The sequence below is a fragment of the Arthrobacter sp. zg-Y1143 genome, from assembly GCF_030125565.1.
Classification (GTDB): domain Bacteria; phylum Actinomycetota; class Actinomycetes; order Actinomycetales; family Micrococcaceae; genus Arthrobacter_B.
In genome coordinates, this window is record NZ_JASKLW010000004.1 from 116,390 (window position 1) to 132,981 (window position 16,592).

General features: G+C 65.9%; 19 protein-coding genes and 1 tRNA gene. 14 read left to right on the forward strand and 6 right to left on the reverse strand.

Going from position 1 to position 16,592, the window contains the following annotated elements:
• Positions 1 to 89 precede the first annotated feature (89 nt).
• From QNN98_RS04640 to QNN98_RS04655, 4 genes are all read left to right on the forward strand, one after another.
• The gene (locus QNN98_RS04640) at positions 90 to 833 is read left to right on the forward strand and encodes a hypothetical protein (RefSeq protein WP_229957694.1); all 744 of its coding nucleotides are present in this window, start codon (positions 90 to 92) and stop codon (positions 831 to 833) included.
• Between the two features lie 303 nt (positions 834 to 1,136).
• Positions 1,137 to 1,736 carry a nitrobindin family protein gene (locus tag QNN98_RS04645; protein WP_227912767.1) on the forward strand — a complete coding sequence of 200 codons (600 nt, stop codon included), beginning with the start codon at positions 1,137 to 1,139 and terminating at the stop codon, positions 1,734 to 1,736.
• A gap of 41 nt (positions 1,737 to 1,777) precedes the next feature.
• The gene (gene ygfZ, locus QNN98_RS04650) at positions 1,778 to 2,869 is read left to right on the forward strand and encodes a CAF17-like 4Fe-4S cluster assembly/insertion protein YgfZ (RefSeq protein ID WP_283996402.1); all 1,092 of its coding nucleotides are present in this window, start codon (positions 1,778 to 1,780) and stop codon (positions 2,867 to 2,869) included.
• Between the two features lie 46 nt (positions 2,870 to 2,915).
• Complete coding sequence (locus QNN98_RS04655) at positions 2,916 to 3,317, forward strand: ankyrin repeat domain-containing protein (RefSeq protein ID WP_227912769.1); 402 nt, start codon at positions 2,916 to 2,918, stop codon at positions 3,315 to 3,317.
• Between the two features lie 25 nt (positions 3,318 to 3,342).
• Here QNN98_RS04655 and QNN98_RS04660 read toward each other — a convergent pair whose 3' ends face one another.
• From QNN98_RS04660 to QNN98_RS04680, 5 genes are all read right to left on the reverse strand, one after another.
• Positions 3,343 to 4,059 carry a GNAT family N-acetyltransferase gene (locus QNN98_RS04660; protein WP_283996403.1) on the reverse strand — a complete coding sequence of 239 codons (717 nt, stop codon included), beginning with the start codon at positions 4,057 to 4,059 and terminating at the stop codon, positions 3,343 to 3,345.
• A 120-nt stretch (positions 4,060 to 4,179) separates the two neighbouring features.
• Positions 4,180 to 5,211: a 6-phosphofructokinase gene (locus QNN98_RS04665; RefSeq protein WP_227912771.1), complete on the reverse strand. Its 1,032-nt coding sequence runs from the start codon at positions 5,209 to 5,211 to the stop codon at positions 4,180 to 4,182.
• A 76-nt stretch (positions 5,212 to 5,287) separates the two neighbouring features.
• Positions 5,288 to 5,524, reverse strand: a complete 237-nt coding sequence (locus tag QNN98_RS04670) for a PspC domain-containing protein (protein ID WP_227912772.1) — start codon at positions 5,522 to 5,524, stop codon at positions 5,288 to 5,290.
• Positions 5,525 to 5,598: 74 nt separating this feature from the next.
• The gene (locus tag QNN98_RS04675) at positions 5,599 to 6,006 is read right to left on the reverse strand and encodes a hypothetical protein (protein ID WP_283996404.1); all 408 of its coding nucleotides are present in this window, start codon (positions 6,004 to 6,006) and stop codon (positions 5,599 to 5,601) included.
• A 2-nt stretch (positions 6,007 to 6,008) separates the two neighbouring features.
• Positions 6,009 to 7,403, reverse strand: coding sequence for a PspC domain-containing protein (locus tag QNN98_RS04680; RefSeq protein WP_283996405.1), 1,395 nt, complete (start codon positions 7,401 to 7,403; stop codon positions 6,009 to 6,011).
• Positions 7,404 to 7,538: 135 nt separating this feature from the next.
• On the opposite strand from QNN98_RS04680, the gene QNN98_RS04685 reads away from it, so the two are divergent.
• Both QNN98_RS04685 and QNN98_RS04690 read left to right on the forward strand, forming a co-directional pair.
• Positions 7,539 to 9,047, forward strand: a complete 1,509-nt coding sequence (locus tag QNN98_RS04685; RefSeq protein WP_283996406.1) for an ATP-binding protein — start codon at positions 7,539 to 7,541, stop codon at positions 9,045 to 9,047.
• On the forward strand, positions 9,044 to 9,706 hold the full coding sequence (locus QNN98_RS04690) for a LuxR C-terminal-related transcriptional regulator (protein ID WP_227912775.1): 663 nt from the start codon (positions 9,044 to 9,046) through the stop codon (positions 9,704 to 9,706). The genes QNN98_RS04685 and QNN98_RS04690 overlap by 4 nt, the downstream gene beginning before the upstream one ends.
• Positions 9,707 to 9,714: 8 nt before the next feature.
• Here QNN98_RS04690 and QNN98_RS04695 read toward each other — a convergent pair whose 3' ends face one another.
• On the reverse strand, positions 9,715 to 10,938 hold the full coding sequence (locus QNN98_RS04695; RefSeq protein WP_227925105.1) for a pyridoxal phosphate-dependent aminotransferase: 1,224 nt from the start codon (positions 10,936 to 10,938) through the stop codon (positions 9,715 to 9,717).
• Between the two features lie 307 nt (positions 10,939 to 11,245).
• On the opposite strand from QNN98_RS04695, the gene QNN98_RS04700 reads away from it, so the two are divergent.
• From QNN98_RS04700 to rplL, 8 genes are all read left to right on the forward strand, one after another.
• A tRNA-Trp gene (locus QNN98_RS04700) sits at positions 11,246 to 11,318 on the forward strand.
• A gap of 83 nt (positions 11,319 to 11,401) precedes the next feature.
• A complete protein-coding gene (secE, locus tag QNN98_RS04705) occupies positions 11,402 to 11,683 on the forward strand; it encodes a preprotein translocase subunit SecE (RefSeq protein ID WP_227912777.1) in 282 nt (93 codons plus the stop codon).
• 93 nt (positions 11,684 to 11,776) lie between these two features.
• On the forward strand, positions 11,777 to 12,568 hold the full coding sequence (nusG, locus tag QNN98_RS04710) for a transcription termination/antitermination protein NusG (RefSeq protein ID WP_227912778.1): 792 nt from the start codon (positions 11,777 to 11,779) through the stop codon (positions 12,566 to 12,568).
• A gap of 129 nt (positions 12,569 to 12,697) precedes the next feature.
• Positions 12,698 to 13,129 (forward strand): 50S ribosomal protein L11, encoded by a 432-nt coding sequence (rplK, locus tag QNN98_RS04715; RefSeq protein ID WP_146361026.1) that lies wholly within the window; start codon positions 12,698 to 12,700, stop codon positions 13,127 to 13,129.
• A gap of 110 nt (positions 13,130 to 13,239) precedes the next feature.
• Positions 13,240 to 13,947: a 50S ribosomal protein L1 gene (gene rplA, locus QNN98_RS04720; RefSeq protein WP_227912779.1), complete on the forward strand. Its 708-nt coding sequence runs from the start codon at positions 13,240 to 13,242 to the stop codon at positions 13,945 to 13,947.
• 130 nt (positions 13,948 to 14,077) lie between these two features.
• Positions 14,078 to 15,184, forward strand: coding sequence for a GNAT family N-acetyltransferase (locus QNN98_RS04725; protein ID WP_283996407.1), 1,107 nt, complete (start codon positions 14,078 to 14,080; stop codon positions 15,182 to 15,184).
• Between the two features lie 283 nt (positions 15,185 to 15,467).
• On the forward strand, positions 15,468 to 16,037 hold the full coding sequence (gene rplJ, locus QNN98_RS04730) for a 50S ribosomal protein L10 (RefSeq protein WP_227912781.1): 570 nt from the start codon (positions 15,468 to 15,470) through the stop codon (positions 16,035 to 16,037).
• Between the two features lie 61 nt (positions 16,038 to 16,098).
• Positions 16,099 to 16,473 carry a 50S ribosomal protein L7/L12 gene (gene rplL / locus QNN98_RS04735; RefSeq protein ID WP_227912782.1) on the forward strand — a complete coding sequence of 125 codons (375 nt, stop codon included), beginning with the start codon at positions 16,099 to 16,101 and terminating at the stop codon, positions 16,471 to 16,473.
• Positions 16,474 to 16,592 lie beyond the last annotated feature (119 nt).

Below are 16,592 nucleotides of genomic sequence, written 5' to 3' on the forward strand. Positions count from 1 at the left end.
TTGGCTGGAAGTGATCGAAAGTATACCCATCGGCCTTTGCGGGCCTGTCGCTTTTCATCTGGACGCCGTAATAAGGCAGGATAACTAGGGTGAAACTATGGAGCTTAGCGGTGCCGGCGGCGCTTGCCATTATCGGTATCGTAAGTGCCTCCTACCTCTCGGTGCCCGCTGTGGCGCTGGTGTCCGGTGCAGCCGCCGTGCTGACCGGCCTGTGCTGGCCGCACCTGATCGGGGTGCCGGCGCGTAAGACGCAGGGCGCCGTGCTGGCCCTGGTTGGAGCCGGCGCAACCGCTGCGGCCTGCTACGCGCCCCCCGCGGCCATGCTGACCTGGCTGCCCGCCGCCGTCGCCGTCGGAGTGGGGGCAGTGTTCCTGATCCAGCTGCTGCGCGGCACCGGCCAGGCCCACCGCCTGGAATCCATTGTCGGCATCATCTCCGGTGTCCTGGTAACGGCCATGGCTTCAGGCTGGGTGGCGGCCGACAGGCTCGCCGACGCCGGCGAGGACCCGGCCCTGCTGGCCGTGGCCGGCGCCGCGGCCCTGGCCGCCGTAGCGGTGTCCCTGATCCCGCTGCCGGACCGGATGGCGGCCCCCCTTGGACTGGTTGCCGGCGGACTGTGCGGCGCACTTGCCGTCCTGCTGGCCGCGGGAGTGTCCTGGCAGTGGGCTGCGTTCTCCGGCGTGGTGGTTGCCGCCGTCGTTATGGCCTTCCGCCGCCTGGTGCTATCCCGTGCGGACAAATCCACCACCGCCGGACAGCTGGCACTCGCATTGGCGCCGGTCCTGGTGCTGGGACCGGTGGTCTATTTCCTCGGACGCCTCATCGGTCTATGACCCGCAGGGCGGTGTGCACTCCCCGGGCGCAGTGCGGTTTTGTCCGGGCCGTCCCGCATGATCGAATGGCTGTACCGTCACTTCCCCGCGTTAGGATGTACCCATGACTGCACTCGAAATCTTCTTCATCGCACTGCTGGGTCTCACCGGCCTGGGTATGGCCGGATTCGCCGGCCTGGTGGTTTCCCGCCTGTACAAGGGCCAGAAGTAGCACCGAACCGGTAATCCCGGGCCTGTAACTCCGGACCCGTCGCCTGCCGGCGTTTGCGCCGGCCCGTTAGATATCGAAGGACAGGTTCCACCATGCCAATGGAGATCCCCACCGACCTGACGCCGGAACTGGTTCCCCTCTCCTGGCTGATCGGCACCTGGGAAGGGTCCGGGCGGCTTGGCGAAGGCGAAGCCGATTCGGAGCACTTCGCCCAAAAGGTAACGTTCACCCAGAACGGCCTGCCCTACCTGCAGTACACGGCGGAAAGCTGGCTCACCGACGAGCAGGGCACCCGGCTGCGTCCGCTGGCTGTGGAGACCGGCTTCTGGTCCCTTGACCGTCCGCTGAACGACGCCGACGGCGGCCCCGGGCTGGTGCCCGCAGACATTGTTCCGGCCCTGCGCAGCGCCGACGAGGTCGAAGAGCTGCGCAACGAAAACGGCGGCTTCGACATCACCGCCACCATTGTGCATCCCGGCGGCATTGCCGAGCTGTACTACGGGCAGATCAAGGGACCGCAGATCCAGCTGGCCACCGACCTGGTCATGCGTGGCGTGAATTCCAAGGAATACACGGCCGCCACCCGCATCTTCGGCCTGGTCAATGGAGACCTGTACTGGCGCTGGGATGTCGCCTCGGAGGGTGAAAACCTCAAAGCCCATGCCTCCGCCATCCTCAACAAGAGCTCCTGAGCCGGGGAATAGCCCCGCAAGGCAAGGACGTTGCACTTCCCATGACGTATTCCAGCCCCCTGCTTTCCCGCCACGGTGCCGTAGCGGCCGGCGGCCTCGATGCCGGCACCGCCTCCCACTACGGTGATCCGCTGCGCGAACAGCGCGCCCTGGCACGCGGCACCGCCGTCGTCGACCTCTCCTACCGCGGCGTGGTCACCGTCAGCGGGCCGGACCGGCTGAGCTGGCTGAACACCCTGTCCTCCCAGCAGGTGGGCACCCTGCAGCCCGGCGTGAGCTCGGAACTGCTGCTGCTCAGCGTCCAGGGCCGGATCGACTACGACGCCCGGATCATCGACGACGGTGAAACCGCGTGGCTGCTCGTGGAAGCAGCCGAAGCGGCCGGGCTGACCGAATGGCTGGAGCGGATGAAGTTCATGCTCCGGGTAGAGGTCACCAACGCCACGGACCAGTGGGCGGTTGCCGGCACCACGGCCGAGGTTCCGGAATGGGAGCAGTACCTGCGCTGGAGCGATCCGTGGCCGCACATCGGCAGCGGCGGCTTCGCGTACACCGCCGTCCCGGAGGATGCCCACCCGGGGCTGGAACGGCCCTGGCATGAGTACCTGATTCCGAGGGACTCCTTCGCGGAGGCCATTGACGCCTCGGGCCGCACCCTGGCCGGTTCCATGGCGTCCGAAGCCCTGCGCATTGCCGCCTGGCGTCCCCGTTTGGGCGCAGAAACCGACGATAAAACCCTCCCGCACGAGCTGGACCTGATCCGCACTGCCGTGCACCTGGCCAAGGGCTGTTACAAGGGCCAGGAAACCGTCGCCCGGGTGCACAACCTGGGCCACCCGCCGCGGCGCCTGGTGTTCCTGCAGCTGGACGGCTCGCAGCACACCATCCCGGCAGCCGGCAGTCCGGTGATGCTCGGCGAGCGGAAAGTCGGAACACTGACCTCCGTGGGCGCCCACTATGAAATGGGCCCCGTCGCCCTGGCAGTGGTGAAGCGGTCGGTCGATCCCGCCGCCCAGTTGGTGGTGGACGACGGCGGCGAACTTTACGCCGCCGCCCAGGAACCCATCGTGGCCCCCGACGCCGGAGCGGTTGTCGGACGCGCCACGGGCTTCCTGAAATCACCGCGGGTCTAGCCCGGCGCGAGCCGGCGGACAACCAAACCATCACAAGAGGAGATCCATGACCACCCCGGAACCCCGCCCGGAAATTGACGACGACATCATTGAGCTGGCCGGTATGGTCTTTGATGCTGCCCGGGCCGGTGACGCCGAAGGGATCCGCCGTTACCTCGATGCCGGGGTGCCGGTGAACCTCACGAACAGTGCCGGTGACAACCTGGTCATGCTGGCCTCCTACCACGGCCACGCTGCAGTGACAGCGCTGCTGGTGGAACGCGGAGCAGACGTAAACGCCCGCAATGACCGGGGCCAGACCCCGCTCGCCGGGGCCGCGTTCAAGGGCTACGCAGAGGTATTCCGCCTCCTGCTGGACGCCGGAGCAGATCCCGACGGCGGTTCACCCACCGCCCGTGACACGGCGGCGTTCTTTAAGCGCCAGGAGATGCTGGAACTGCTGGGCTGAGCGTCGGGACCGGTGCGGCCGCAGCCTAGGCCGAGAGGGCTACGGATGTCTTGACGCCGGCCGGGATAAAGCCGGAGCCCACCGCTGTCCGCGCGGCACCCACGTTGTCCAGCGGTGCCCGCCACTGCGGGATCAGGCCGCCGGCCATGGCATCCTCCAGGGCAACCGAGCTGATGTAGCTGCCCAGCCCCTGCAGCCGGTACGGCGGCGCCGTCAGGACACTCATGTCCGCCAGGATTCCATCGGTAATGCTGTACCCGGCGCCGGCCACCGGGCGCGGTTCGTCAAGGGAGTCGTCCACGAGGATAAAGAGGTCCTCTTTGCCCGCCAATCCTGCTTCGGCGACGTCGTCCGGCGGGCACAGGCGTTCCAGTGCCAGCGCGAGGCCGGGGTCATTGGCAACGGCCAGTTCCTCCAGCGGAGCCACGGTGGGGAAGGAATCGGCAAAAAAGAGCTGTTCGGCGCCCAGGGTCCGCCCGCCGTGCTCCATGGACATCTGCACCAGGCCCGAATTGCGGGTGAGTTCAAGGGCGCTCTTGCTGCGCGCACGATCAGCGGCCCACTCCGGTCCGCTGAAGACTTCGGTGCCGAACAGACGAAGGAAACACAGGGTTTGGGCGCGTTCGCTGACACTGTAGATGCGTTCACCGCTGTCCGTCTCAGCCAGCGCGTTGTCCTCCAGCCCCAGGTGGCGGGACCAGGCAAGCTGGATAATCGCTATGGTTCCTGAATCCAGGTTCATGGGTTTCAACCTACACCGCTGCCCGGGCACCCCGGCCGGCGCCTTGCCGACCCACAGCAAATCCTCATGGAATACACAGGAACAGCTGCGGGCCGTCGAGGGTGGCGGTGCCGGTGTTTCCTAGCCGAAAAGGATGGCCGCTTCGTCGTAACGGTGCTCCGGGACGGTCTTGAGGTTCCCGAGGGCCTTCTCGAAACCGACGTGGACAATGTCCGTGCCGTGCAGCGACACCATGGTGCCCCACAGGCCCTGCACCACCGAGTCCACTGCAGCCATGCCCAGACGCGTGGCGAGGACCCTGTCGTACGCCGTCGGCACGCCGCCGCGCTGGATGTGGCCCAGCACCGTGGCCCGGGTTTCGATCCCGGTCCGTGCCTCGATCTCCGGGGCGAGCAGTTCACCGATGCCGCCCAGCCGCGGCCGGCCAAAGCTGTCCAGCCCGCGTTCGGAGTGCGGGGACTCCATGTCCGTGGTGACGAAGCCTTCGGCAACTACCACCAGCGGGGCCCGGCCGCGCTCGTGGGCCTCGTTGACCCACTGGGAGATCTGGTCCAGGCTCACCGGGTGCTCGGGGATCAGGATGGCGTGGGCACCGGCGGCCATGCCGGAGTGCAGCGCAATCCAGCCGACGTGCCGGCCCATTACCTCGGCCACCATGCAGCGGTGGTGGGACTCGCCGGTGGTGCGCAGCCGGTCGCAGGCTTCCGTGGCGATCTGGACCGCGGTGTCGAAACCGAACGTGTAATCCGTGGCGTCGAGGTCGTTGTCCACGGTCTTCGGCACGCCCACAATCTGCAGCCCGGCGTCGGTCAGGCGCTGCGCGGCGGCGAGGGTTCCCTCGCCGCCGATCGCGATGATGGCGTCAATCCCCAGCCGGTCCATCGTGGCCTTGATCTTCACCGGGCCGCCGTTGGGTCCTTCGAAGGGGTTGGTGCGGGAAGTGCCGAGGATGGTTCCGCCCTGCTTGGAAATGCCGCGGACGCTGGCGCGGGGCAGATCCATGATGTCGCCGTCCACCACGCCGCGCCAGCCGTCACGGAATCCGACAAATTCGATGCCATCGTATTCCTTGATGCCCTTCAGCACGGCGCCGCGGATCACCGCGTTCAGCCCGGGGCAGTCGCCGCCGCTGGTGAGAATACCGATCTTCATGTTTTTTACCCCTGGTCTGATGGCGCCGGTGTGATGCTGCTCTAGATTCTAGCCAGCCTTCCGGCAGCATCTAAGCCTAGGCGCTCACCATGCGCTGCAGGAGGATGGTTCCGTCAGCCTTCGGCAGCAGCAGCCAGGCCACCAGATATGTGCCCAGGCCGATGAACGGGAGCAGGAAACTGAGGAGCACGCCGATCCGGACCAGGGATACATCCCAGCCGAAGGTTGCGGCGATTCCGGCGCAGACGCCGCCGGCCCAGCCCTTGCGGCGTTTGATGGGGGAGGAGCGGAGGAGCTGAAAGAACTTATCCATGGATCAAGCCTGTCTGACGATGGGGAAAATGGGAAACTTTGGTGCTGGTGATGCAGACGGTGTTGCCTGTGCGGCTAGCGGGAACGGCTGCGCTGGAAGGCCGCCAGGAAGCCGCCTGCCAGCAGGGCCAGCCCCGCTCCGAGGGTAAGGCACAGCAGGAGCAGTACCGGGTCCACCCTGAGGTTCACGGTGTCCACCAGCAGCAGGAGCACAGCCAGGACGGTGAGGACCAGGCCCCACACCACCGTGCCCACCCGCATTCCCCGGCCCGGTGCCAAGCCGGATGCGGTGTCCGTTCCGCTGCCGTCGCCGTCGTTCTCCGCGTCCGTGGGGGCCGGGCCTGCGGGGGACGGTGAGCAGGGAAGCGCGCCCCCGGATTCAGGCATCAGCGGGGTCGGCCCGTACTGCCCGGGAGGCTCCGTTTCGTAGCTGCCGGCGGTGTAGGGCCGGCCGAGGTAGTCCCGCTCGTTATCCTGCTCCATGGCTAAAGATCGCTTTCTTCAGTTGTCACAAGTACATTGCCTGCCAGGCCCCGGACATCAATGGTGATGGGGTCCCCGCCGGCGTCTTGGTTGAACGTGCGCTCGGTGGTGGACTGCCACAAGCCGCTGTATTCGTGGTGGTCACCGCCGTCATTGACTTCGATGTTGCCCGCCGCCATGCCGAACCGCACGGTCACCGGCGAATCAATGGGAACCAGGAAGTTCAGGTTTCCGGCAGCCACGCTGACCGGAATATCGGTGTCCCCGGAAAGGTCGGTACCGCGCAGGTCCACAGTCCCGTTGGCGGCGACGGAGGTGTAGCCACCGCCGGCCTGGGCCGAGTCCTGCGGTGTCCAGTCGGCATTGCTGGCGACGACGAGGTTGGCGTTGGCCAGGTTTCCCTGGGCCAGCAGGGCCGCCGCAAGGGCCACCACCGCCGCCGTGCCGGCGCCGCCGGACTGCCGGCCCAACAATCCCAGCAGGACCACACCGAGTCCAAAAACCCCCGCCGCCGCAGCCAGGGCCACGGAAACCGGGGAGCCAAGGGGAAGGATGCCGGCATAGTCCAAGCCGAGGATTGCGCCGCCGGCAAGCAGCGCTGCCCCGAAGAGGGCCGCCAGGAAGGGTCCGCCGGCGCCGGGAACCTTGGCGGCCTTGGCGGTGCAGCCGGCAGGAGCGCCGTGGCTGTCTCCGAAGCCCGCCGTGCCTGCGGGGGCCGTGACTGCGGGGGCCGGGGTTTCGGGGCTGCCGGTTTTGGCCAGCGACACCGGGGCGGTACCGGGAGTGCCGGCGGCGGTAGTGCCGGCATCCGCCGCTTCCGGGCCGCCGGCAGGGGCGGATGTGCCGTGCGGCATATGGCCCTGGAAATATGCGCGGCCCTTGGGCCCGGAGAACCAGTAGATTGCTGCAATGCCGGAGCCGATCCAGAACAGCGTCCACACAACGGCACCGAACCACGAGTCGCCGCCGAGGACCGAAGCACCGGGGCCGCCCATCCCCACGATGGTAAACACGAGCGCGCCGGTCATTCCGGAGGTCCAGCTGCCGCGGAGGGCTTCTTCCACGTGGATCCTGCCGTCCGGTTCCGGAAGCAGCGCCCAGGCCAGGCCATAGGCCAGGAACCCGATCCCGAAAACCCCCAGGACCACAAACAGTCCGCGTATCAGCACCGGATCCAGTCCGGTCTTCGCCGCGAGGCCGGAAGCTACGCCGCCGAACCAGCGGTCCGGACCGCGCTGCGCGCCAAGGGACCGCAGCCACTGAAAGAAGCCGCTGTGTATGCCGTCCGGCCGGTGGCCTGCAGCGGAGGTTCCAGCGGAAGCGGAACCGGCCCCGGAGGGCTGCTGTTCCGAAGCGGGGGCCGGCTCATCGGCGGCAGAGGATGGGAAAGGGTTCATGACCCCAGTCTTCCCGCCGGGGGCGGCGGGAAGCATCAGGGACTACCCTGAGCGGCCCCTGAACCTCCCCTGAAGAACTTCGGAACTTGGCTCCGGGCACGGTTCCCGGGGTCCGCGCCGTGCTTTGATAGGGCCATGAGAGAACCTCTGGTGCGACCCCGCGACCGGATGATTGCCGGCGTCTGCGCCGGACTGGCGGCACACCTGGGCTGGCCGGTGAAGCTGACCCGTGCCCTCATGGCGGTGTTCTGCCTGGCCGGCGGCGGCTTCCTCTTGTACGGCTGGCTGTGGATCATGGTTCCCACCCGGGAAGAACTGGACAAGAAGGAACAGGTCCAGGCCAACCCGCGCAGTATTGCGGACAACTATGCCCGGCTCCTGCGCGACGGCGGCGGCTGGGCGGGGCCGACTGGAACCCTGGGCAAAGCCGGGCAGCGCGAAGTTGCTGCCGGGCTTGCCCTGCTGCTCGTCGCCGCTGCCTTCATCGCCCAGCGGTTGGGCGCCGACCTCAACTGGGGACTGTTCGTGCCGCTCGGCGCCATTGCAGGCGGTGCGGTGCTGGCCTGGAGCCAGCTGGATGAAAGGCGCCGCGCCGGGCTCGTGAACAGTGCCGGCGCAGACCGGACTTCCGGGCTGATCCGGTTGGCCGCAGGGCTGCTGCTGGTGGTGGCCGGCGTGCTGGTGATGGTTTCCGGAGCGGTGAGCTGGGACGTGCTGGTTGCCGGACTGCTCGCTTCCGCAGCGGTCCTGGCAGGTGTGGCACTGGTATTCACCCCGTGGGCCGTCAAGCACTGGCGGGATCTGGAAGCCGAACGTGCGGGCCGGATCCGGCAGACGGAACGCGCCGAAATTGCCGCCCATCTGCATGACTCGGTCCTGCAGACCCTGGCCCTGATCCAGAAGCGTGCCGGCTCCGAGCAGGACGTGGTCCGGCTTGCCCGCGCCCAGGAGCGGGAACTGCGGCAGTGGCTCTACACCGACCGGGCCCGTGCCGAGGACCATCTGGTCCAGAGCCTGCGCCGCATCGCCGCTGAAATCGAGGATGCCTACGGCCACCCCATAGAGTTGGTGGCCGTCTCCGATGCCCGGTTGGACGAGCGCACCGAAGCGCTGGCGCAGGCCGCCCGCGCGGCGCTGCTTAACGCGGCGCAGCATGCAGGCGGCACCGTTTCCGTCTACGTCGAATGCCGGCCGGAGCAGCTTGAAGTCTTTGTCCGGGACCGCGGTCCCGGGTTTGATCCGGCAGCGGTTCCACCGGACCGGATTGGCGTGCGCGGTTCCATCATCGGCAGGATGGAGCGGGCCGGCGGCAGCGCGGGGATCCGCAGCAGCGCCGGCGGGACCGAAGTCCGGCTGGTACTTCCGCTGGACGGGAACCCGGAGCACGGTTCGGCTCCTGCTGGCAGTCCTCTTGACGACACCGTTCCTGCCGACAGTCCTCCGGTCGACGGGGTCGCGGCGGCGGCCGCCGCGAACGCTCCCGCTGCCGGTCACAAACCCGCTCCCGCTGCCGGTCACAAACCCGCTCCCGCTGCTCACGGTGCCTCGGCCGCACCCGCTCGGCCGGTGAGCCGGTTCAGCCCGGCCAGCCCGCTCGATTCCTTCCCCAACCAACCGTCCCGCCAGGAAGCACAACGTAAATGACGCTCCAACCGCACCTGCCGATCGACGTCGTCGTTGTTGACGACCACGCCATTTTCCGTTCCGGCCTCCGGGCCGACCTCGATGCACGGATCAACGTGGTGGCCGAAGCCGACAGCGTGGAATCGGCCATCGAGGTGATCACTGCACGGCGGCCGGCGGTTGTCCTGCTGGATGTCCACCTGCCCGGCGGCAGCGGGGGAGGCGGAGCCGAGGTCCTGGCCGGTTGTGCCGGGCTGCTGGGGGCCACCCGGTTCCTGGCGCTGAGCGTGTCCGACGCCGCGGAAGACGTGGTCACGGTGATCAGGGCCGGTGCACGCGGATACGTCACCAAGACCATTTCCGGTCCGGAGATTTCCGACGCCGTCCTGCGGGTTGCCGGCGGCGACGCCGTGTTCTCGCCCCGCCTGGCCGGGTTTGTACTGGATGCCTTCGGCACCGCGAGCGTGGCCTCGGTGGACGACGAACTGGACCGCCTCTCGGCGCGGGAGCTGGAAGTCATGCGCCTGATCGCCCGCGGCTACAGCTACAAGGAGGTAGCCCGCGAACTGTTCATTTCCGTGAAGACCGTGGAAACCCATGTCTCCTCCGTGCTGCGCAAGCTCCAGCTGTCCTCCCGGCATGAACTCACCCGCTGGGCGGCGGACCGCCGGCTGCTCTAGCTCCCGCGCTAGCCGGCTGCCCGGCCCAGGAACTCCTGCAGCCGTGCCATGCCGGTGGCCAGGTCCTCGTCGCCCAGGGCGTAGGAAAGCCGCAGGTAGCCGGAAGGGCCAAAGGCCTCGCCGGGAACTACGGCCACCTCCACGGTGTCCAGGATGAGGGCGGCCAGCTCGGCCGAGGTCTGGGGGCGCACGGCGCCGTCCTTGCCCGGGAATTCACGGCCCAGCAGTCCGCGGACGTCCGCGTAGGCGTAGAAGGCGCCTTCCGGCATGGGGCATTCCACCCCGTCAATCGAGTTCAGCGCGGAAACCATGGCGCGGCGGCGCCGGTCGAAGGCCTGCTTCATCTCATCCACCGCAGCCAGCGGGCCGGAAACGGCGGCCAGGGCGGCCATCTGCGACACGTTGGAGACGTTGGAGGACAGGTGGGACTGCAGGTTGGTCGCAGCCTTGATGACGTCCGGCGCGGCGATCATCCAGCCCACGCGCCAGCCGGTCATGGCGTAGGTCTTGGCCACGCCGTTGAGCACAACCACCTTGTCGCCCAGTTCCGGGGCGGCAGTGGCGATGGAGGTGAAGGGAACGCCGTCGTACGTCAGGTGTTCGTAGATTTCATCCGTGATGACCCACAGGCCGTTCGCAGCAGCCCAGCGGCCAATGGCGGCAACCTGCTCCGGCGGGTAGACCGCGCCGGTGGGGTTGGACGGGGAAACGAACAGCAGCACCTTCGTGGCGTCGGTGCGGGCTGCTTCGAGCTGGTCGACGGTGACCAGGTAGCCCTGCTCCGGACCTGCGAAAACCTCTACCGGGATGCCGCCGGCCAGCCGGATGGCTTCGGGATAGGTGGTCCAGTAGGGCGTGGGCACCAGCACTTCGTCACCGGGGTTCAGCAGCGTGGCGAAGGACTCGTAAACGGCCTGCTTGCCGCCGTTGGTCACCAGGACCTGGGCCGGATCCACGGCATAGCCGGAGTCACGCAGGGTTTTCTCGGCAATGGCCTTCTTCAGCTCGGGGAGGCCGCCGGCGGGGGAGTAGCGGTGGAACCGGGGCTGGCGGGCTGCTTCCACGGCGGCGTCGACAATGTAGTCCGGGGTGGGGAAGTCCGGTTCGCCGGCACCGAAACCGATAACCGGGCGGCCGGCGGCCGCCAGTGCCTTGGCCTTGGCGTCCACTGCGAGTGTTGCGGACTCGGCAATGGAGGCGATGCGCTCTGAAATACGGCCGGTGGAAGACATGGGATTCCCGTCTGATGTGTGGCGGCAGCTTACGTTCGCGCCGTGTCCGGTGGTCCCGGGCGACGGCGGCGTTCCCCAGTTTATGCGGTCCGCCCGCCCGCTGCGGTGTGTGTCGCCGGCCTCCGGCGGGCGCCGGTTCGACGTGGGCGCAAACTTTGCGTAGACTGGTTCCTCGGTGGTTCTCCTCACCACGCTGTTTCGTGCCCAACGATCGGGATGCCGGTCGGGATTCCGATCAGGGATTATCCTGGAATAATCCGGTCGCCGGGTGCGGCTACAATAGTGGCGGTGGGGATATTTCCTCCATAGGGTAGTGGCGCAATTGGTAGCGCAGCGGTCTCCAAAACCGCAGGTTGCAGGTTCGAGTCCTGTCTGCCCTGCGCAGAACTGTCATCCGGCAGCTCAGCAGTCCTTCATGGAAGCGCACAGTCCAGGTTTGTGCGCCAGCCGTGTACCTACACAGATGAGTGAGGCGAAGGTGACCGAGACAGCTGCCAGCAGCTCCAAGGGACACCCCTCCAGCGGGCCCAAGAAGCGCGGCTTCTTCGCGGCGATCGCGCTCTTCCTGCGTCAGGTCATTGCGGAGCTGAAGAAGGTGGTCACCCCCACCCGCAAGGAACTGCTGAGGTACACCCTCGTGGTCCTGGCCTTCGTGGTCGTGATGATGGTTATTGTGACGGTTCTCGACTTTGTCTTTGGTGCCGGCGCACTGTGGATCTTCGGTGAGGGCGGCGGCGAAAGCTAGTCCCAGACCCTGCGTTCCACCTGCGGGATACGGAACCGGAGACCATGAGCTAGTGCCAAAACCGATAATGCTCTGAAGAAAGCAGGAATCCACGTGTCCGAGCAAGAACTCGAATCACAGGTCAATGACAATGCCGCTGATCTGGATACCGAGGATGAAATGACCGCAGCCGACGTCGACGAGGCGCCTGCTGCTGTTGATGCATCGGCAGACGAAGCAGACGTTACCGAAGAGGCAGCCGACGCTGAGGTTTCCGCCCCCGAGGCCGAAGAAGAGCCCGAGGAAGATCCGGTCGACGCCTTCAAGGCCAAGCTGCGCCGCCAGGAGGGTGACTGGTACGTCATCCACTCCTACGCCGGCTACGAAAACCGCGTGAAGTCCAACCTCGAGACCCGCATCCAGACCTTGGACATGGAAGAGGATATCTTCGAAATCCAGGTCCCGATGGAAGAAGTCGTCGAGATCAAGAACACCACCCGGAAGATCGTGAACCGGGTCCGCATTCCCGGCTACGTCCTGGTCCGGATGAACCTGACCGACGAATCGTGGGGCGTTGTACGCCACACCCCCGGCGTCACCGGCTTCGTGGGCAACGCCCACAACCCGACGCCGCTGAGCCTGAACGAAGTGTTCTCGATGCTCGAGCACACCGTGGTTTCGCCCAAGACCGAAGCCGGCAAGCCCGCTGCCCAGCAGTCGGCTAACATTGCCGTGGACTTCGAGGTCGGCGAGCCGGTCACGGTCAACGAGGGCCCGTTCGAAACCCTCCAGGCCACGATCTCCGAGATCAAGCCCGAGTCCCAGCAGCTGGTGGTCCTCGTGACCATCTTCGAGCGCGAGACTCCTGTGACCCTTGGCTTCGGCCAGGTCACCAAGCTCCAGTAGCTTTCAGACTTCGCTGCCAGCAGGTCCGCTTTAACCTGCAGGCAGCGTCCGGCCACCAAGCCATGGCGGCCACCAACCCGGATGGACGCTCCTGTCCTTCGGGAACATAATTTAGAGAAGGACCCTTTCATGGCCCCCAAGAAAAAGGTCACCGGCCTCATCAAGCTGCAGATCAACGCAGGTGCCGCCAACCCGGCTCCTCCGATCGGTCCGGCACTTGGCCAGCACGGTGTCAACATCATGGAATTCTGCAAGGCGTACAACGCTGCAACGGAATCCCAGCGCGGCAACGTTATCCCGGTTGAAATCACCGTTTACGAAGACCGTTCCTTCACCTTCATCACGAAGACTCCTCCGGCTGCACAGCTGATCAAGAAGGCCGCCGGTGTGGCCAAGGGTTCCGCAACCCCGCACACCGCCAAGGTTGCCAACCTGACCCAGGCCCAGGTCGAAGAGATCGCCACCATGAAGATGGAAGACCTCAACGCCAACGATGTCCAGGCAGCAGCCAAGATCATCGCCGGCACCGCCCGCTCGATGGGCATCACCGTAGAGGGCTAAAGCCCCCTGCGTTTCAATTTCACATAAATGCCGGTGCCCCCAACGGGACCGGCGCGTGGCAGGGCCGGGCGCGGTCCGACAGACCACAACTGCACAAGGAGAAAAAGCAGATGGCAAAGCGCAGCAAAGCATATGAAGCAGCTGCAGCCAAGATCGATGCGGACAAGCTGTACGCACCGGTCGAGGCTGTAGAGCTGGCCAAGGACACCAACCCGTCCAAGTTCGACGCAACCGTTGAGGTGGCTTTCCGCCTGGGCGTTGACCCCCGCAAGGCTGACCAGATGGTCCGCGGCACGGTCAACCTGCCCAACGGCACCGGCAAGACGGCCCGCGTCCTCGTTTTCGCAACCGGCGAGAAGGCTGAAGCGGCAATCGCTGCCGGCGCCGACTTCGTTGGTTCCGACGACATGATCGAAAAGGTCGCCGCAGGCTGGACCGACTTCGACGCAGCAGTGGCTACCCCGGACATGATGGGCAAGGTCGGCCGCCTGGGCCGCGTGCTCGGCCCGCGTAACCTCATGCCGAACCCGAAGACCGGTACGGTAACCCCGAACGTCGCCAAGGCCGTTTCGGACATCAAGGGTGGCAAGATCGACTTCCGCGTCGACAAGCACTCCAACCTGCACTTCATCATCGGCAAGGTGTCCTTCGATTCCCAGAAGCTGGCTGAGAACTACGCAGCCGCCCTGGAAGAAGTCCTGCGCCTGAAGCCGTCGGCTGCCAAGGGCCGCTACATCCAGAAGGCCACCGTGTCCACCACGTTCGGCCCGAGCATTGCCGTTGACCCCAACGTCACCAAGGTTCTCGCAGACGCATAGTCTTCGAGCATCTTCGGAAGGGTTTCCTTCTGCTTGAGGCGGCCGCAGCTTTTCGCTGCGGCCGCCTTTTTGCTGTCCGGCAGGGGCCGCGTTTTTGGCACCGGCGCCGTTCTCCGGCAGGATGTGGGCCATGACACAGATTTCCATCGAGCATGTTGCGGTCCCGGCAAGCCTGGACGGGCCGGGCGGCGCGGACTTCCTGGCCATCGCAGACCTGATGAATACCCAGCAGCGCGAGATTTGGGGCAATGATGATTTCTACGGAACGCCGCAGTCCCAGCTGGCAGGCCGGAGCAGCACTCCTACCCGGCGGCGCTTGATCCTGGCCGCACGGGCCGTGGAATCGCGAGAAATTCTGGGTGTGGTCCAGCTGAACCTTCCGCTCACCGACAACCTGCACACCGGAAACGTCAATGTTGTGGTCGCCCCGGATGCCCGGCGGCAGGGGGTGGGCACGCAGTTGTATTTCGCCGCCGAGCAGCTGGCCGCCGCCAACGGCCGCCGCATGCTGATGACGGAGACCGAGCACCTCGCGGGGGTCGGCAAAGCCGATGTTGACCCGGACCGTGAAGACCTGGCGGGCACCGATACGGCACGGTTCATTCCGAACGACGCCGCGGCCTCCTTCGCCGCCAAGCTCGGCTTCCGGCTGGAACTGGTGGACCGTGTCAGCCGCCTGGACCTCTCGGATTACGACGGCGGAAACGCGTTGCAGGAGCAGGCCGCCGCGGCAGCGCGCGCCGGCTATGAACTGGTGTTCTGGCGCGGCGCCTGCCCGCAGGACCTCGTCGGGGCGTACGCGCAGCTGCGGCAGAAGATGAGCACAGATGCACCCCAGGGCGGCCTGGATCTGGCCGAAGAGGCCTGGGACGAGGCGCGGGTGCGGGAGGCCGAGGCCCGGGAAGTGGAGATGGATTACGAGTCGCTGGTCTGCGCCGCCCGGCACACCGGTTCCGGGGAGCTGGCCGGGCATACCGTCCTGGAGGTCTTCCGGAACAACCTTTCCGTGGCCTACCAGGACGACACCTTGGTGCTGGAAGGCCACCGGGGCCACCGGCTGGGGATGCTGATGAAGGCCGCGAATCTGGCGCGCCTGCGGGAAGCCGTTCCCGGGGCCGAGCGCGTGTACACCTGGAATGCCGAGGAAAACCGGTACATGCTCTCCATTAACGAGCAGCTGGGATTCCGTGCCGTCGGATACGCGGGGGAGTGGCAGAAACAGCTGGCCTCCGCCTGATCCGCCGGGATTTGTCCCCTGCCCGAATGTCCCGTACTCTTGAACTACCAAAGACCGTCGGTCGATGTGCATTCAATCCCACCGTGAGGCTGAACCTTCAGCTCTCTGCGTGTGGACTACGGTTGGAAATACATCCGAAAGTCCCTTGCCTAAAGGGCGGCCTGCGCAGGTGAACGAACTGCACTCCGGATTAGTCCGTAGAGTGAAGCCCCGTGCATCTGCCCGGGGCGTTTTTTATGTTCGGGACCCGATCCACCGGCACTATTTCCCCGGAAGGAGGGTTATGGCAACGCCAACAAAGGTGTCAGCAGTCGAGGAGATCACCACTGATTTCAAGGAATCGACCGCTGCTGTCCTAACCGAATACCGCGGGCTCACCGTTGCACAGCTCAAGGAGCTGCGTCGTTCGCTCGGCCAGGACACCAAGTACTCGGTCGTTAAGAACACCCTGACTGGCATTGCAGCCAAGGAAGCCGGCATCGACGCGTTCGAAGGCCAGCTTGCCGGACCTACTGCAATCGCCTTCATCAAGGGAGACGCAGTTGCAGCTGCTAAGAGCCTGACGGATTTTGCCAAGTCCAACCCGCAGCTCATCATCAAGACCGGTATCTTCGAGGGCAATGCCCTGGATGCCTCCGGTGTAGCCGCACTGGCTGCTCTTGAGTCCCGTGAGTTCCAGCTTGCACGCGTCGCCGGTGTCCTCAAGGCACCGATGTCCATGCTGGCACGCACGGCTGATGCACTGCGCCTGAAGCTCGAAGAGGAGAGCGGCACTCCCGCTGCTCCCGCTGCAGAAGAGGCTCCGGCCGCTGCAGAAGAAGCTCCGGCCGCAGAAGCAGCCACCGAAGAGTAAAACCTCTTCTCATCCAATCTCCGGTGCCTGCGCGCACCAACTATAGGAAGGACGCCACACCATGGCGAAGCTGACCAACGAAGAGCTCATTGAAGCCTTCAAGGAACTGTCCATCATCGAGCTCTCCGACTTCGTGAAGCTCTTCGAAGAGACCTTCGACGTTACCGCTGCTGCCGTTGCCGTTGCCGGCCCCGCCGCCGGTGCCGCTGAGGCCGCTGAAGAGAAGACTGAATTCGACGTCATCCTCGAAGCTGCCGGCGACAAGAAGATCGCAGTGATCAAGGAAGTCCGTGCCCTGACTTCCCTGGGTCTGAAGGAAGCCAAGGACCTGGTTGACAGCGCTCCGAAGGCCATCCTCGAAGGTGCCAACAAGGAAGCCGCTGACAAGGCCAAGGAAGCTCTCGAAGCTGCCGGCGCCACCGTCACCGTCAAGTAGTTTTCCTTATCGCAGCCTCGGCTGTGAAACACAGAAAGACCCCGTCCTCCGGACGGGGTCTTTCTGCATCCCCAGTGTCCACATCCCCAGTGTCCATATGTCCGGTGTCCACCTACCAG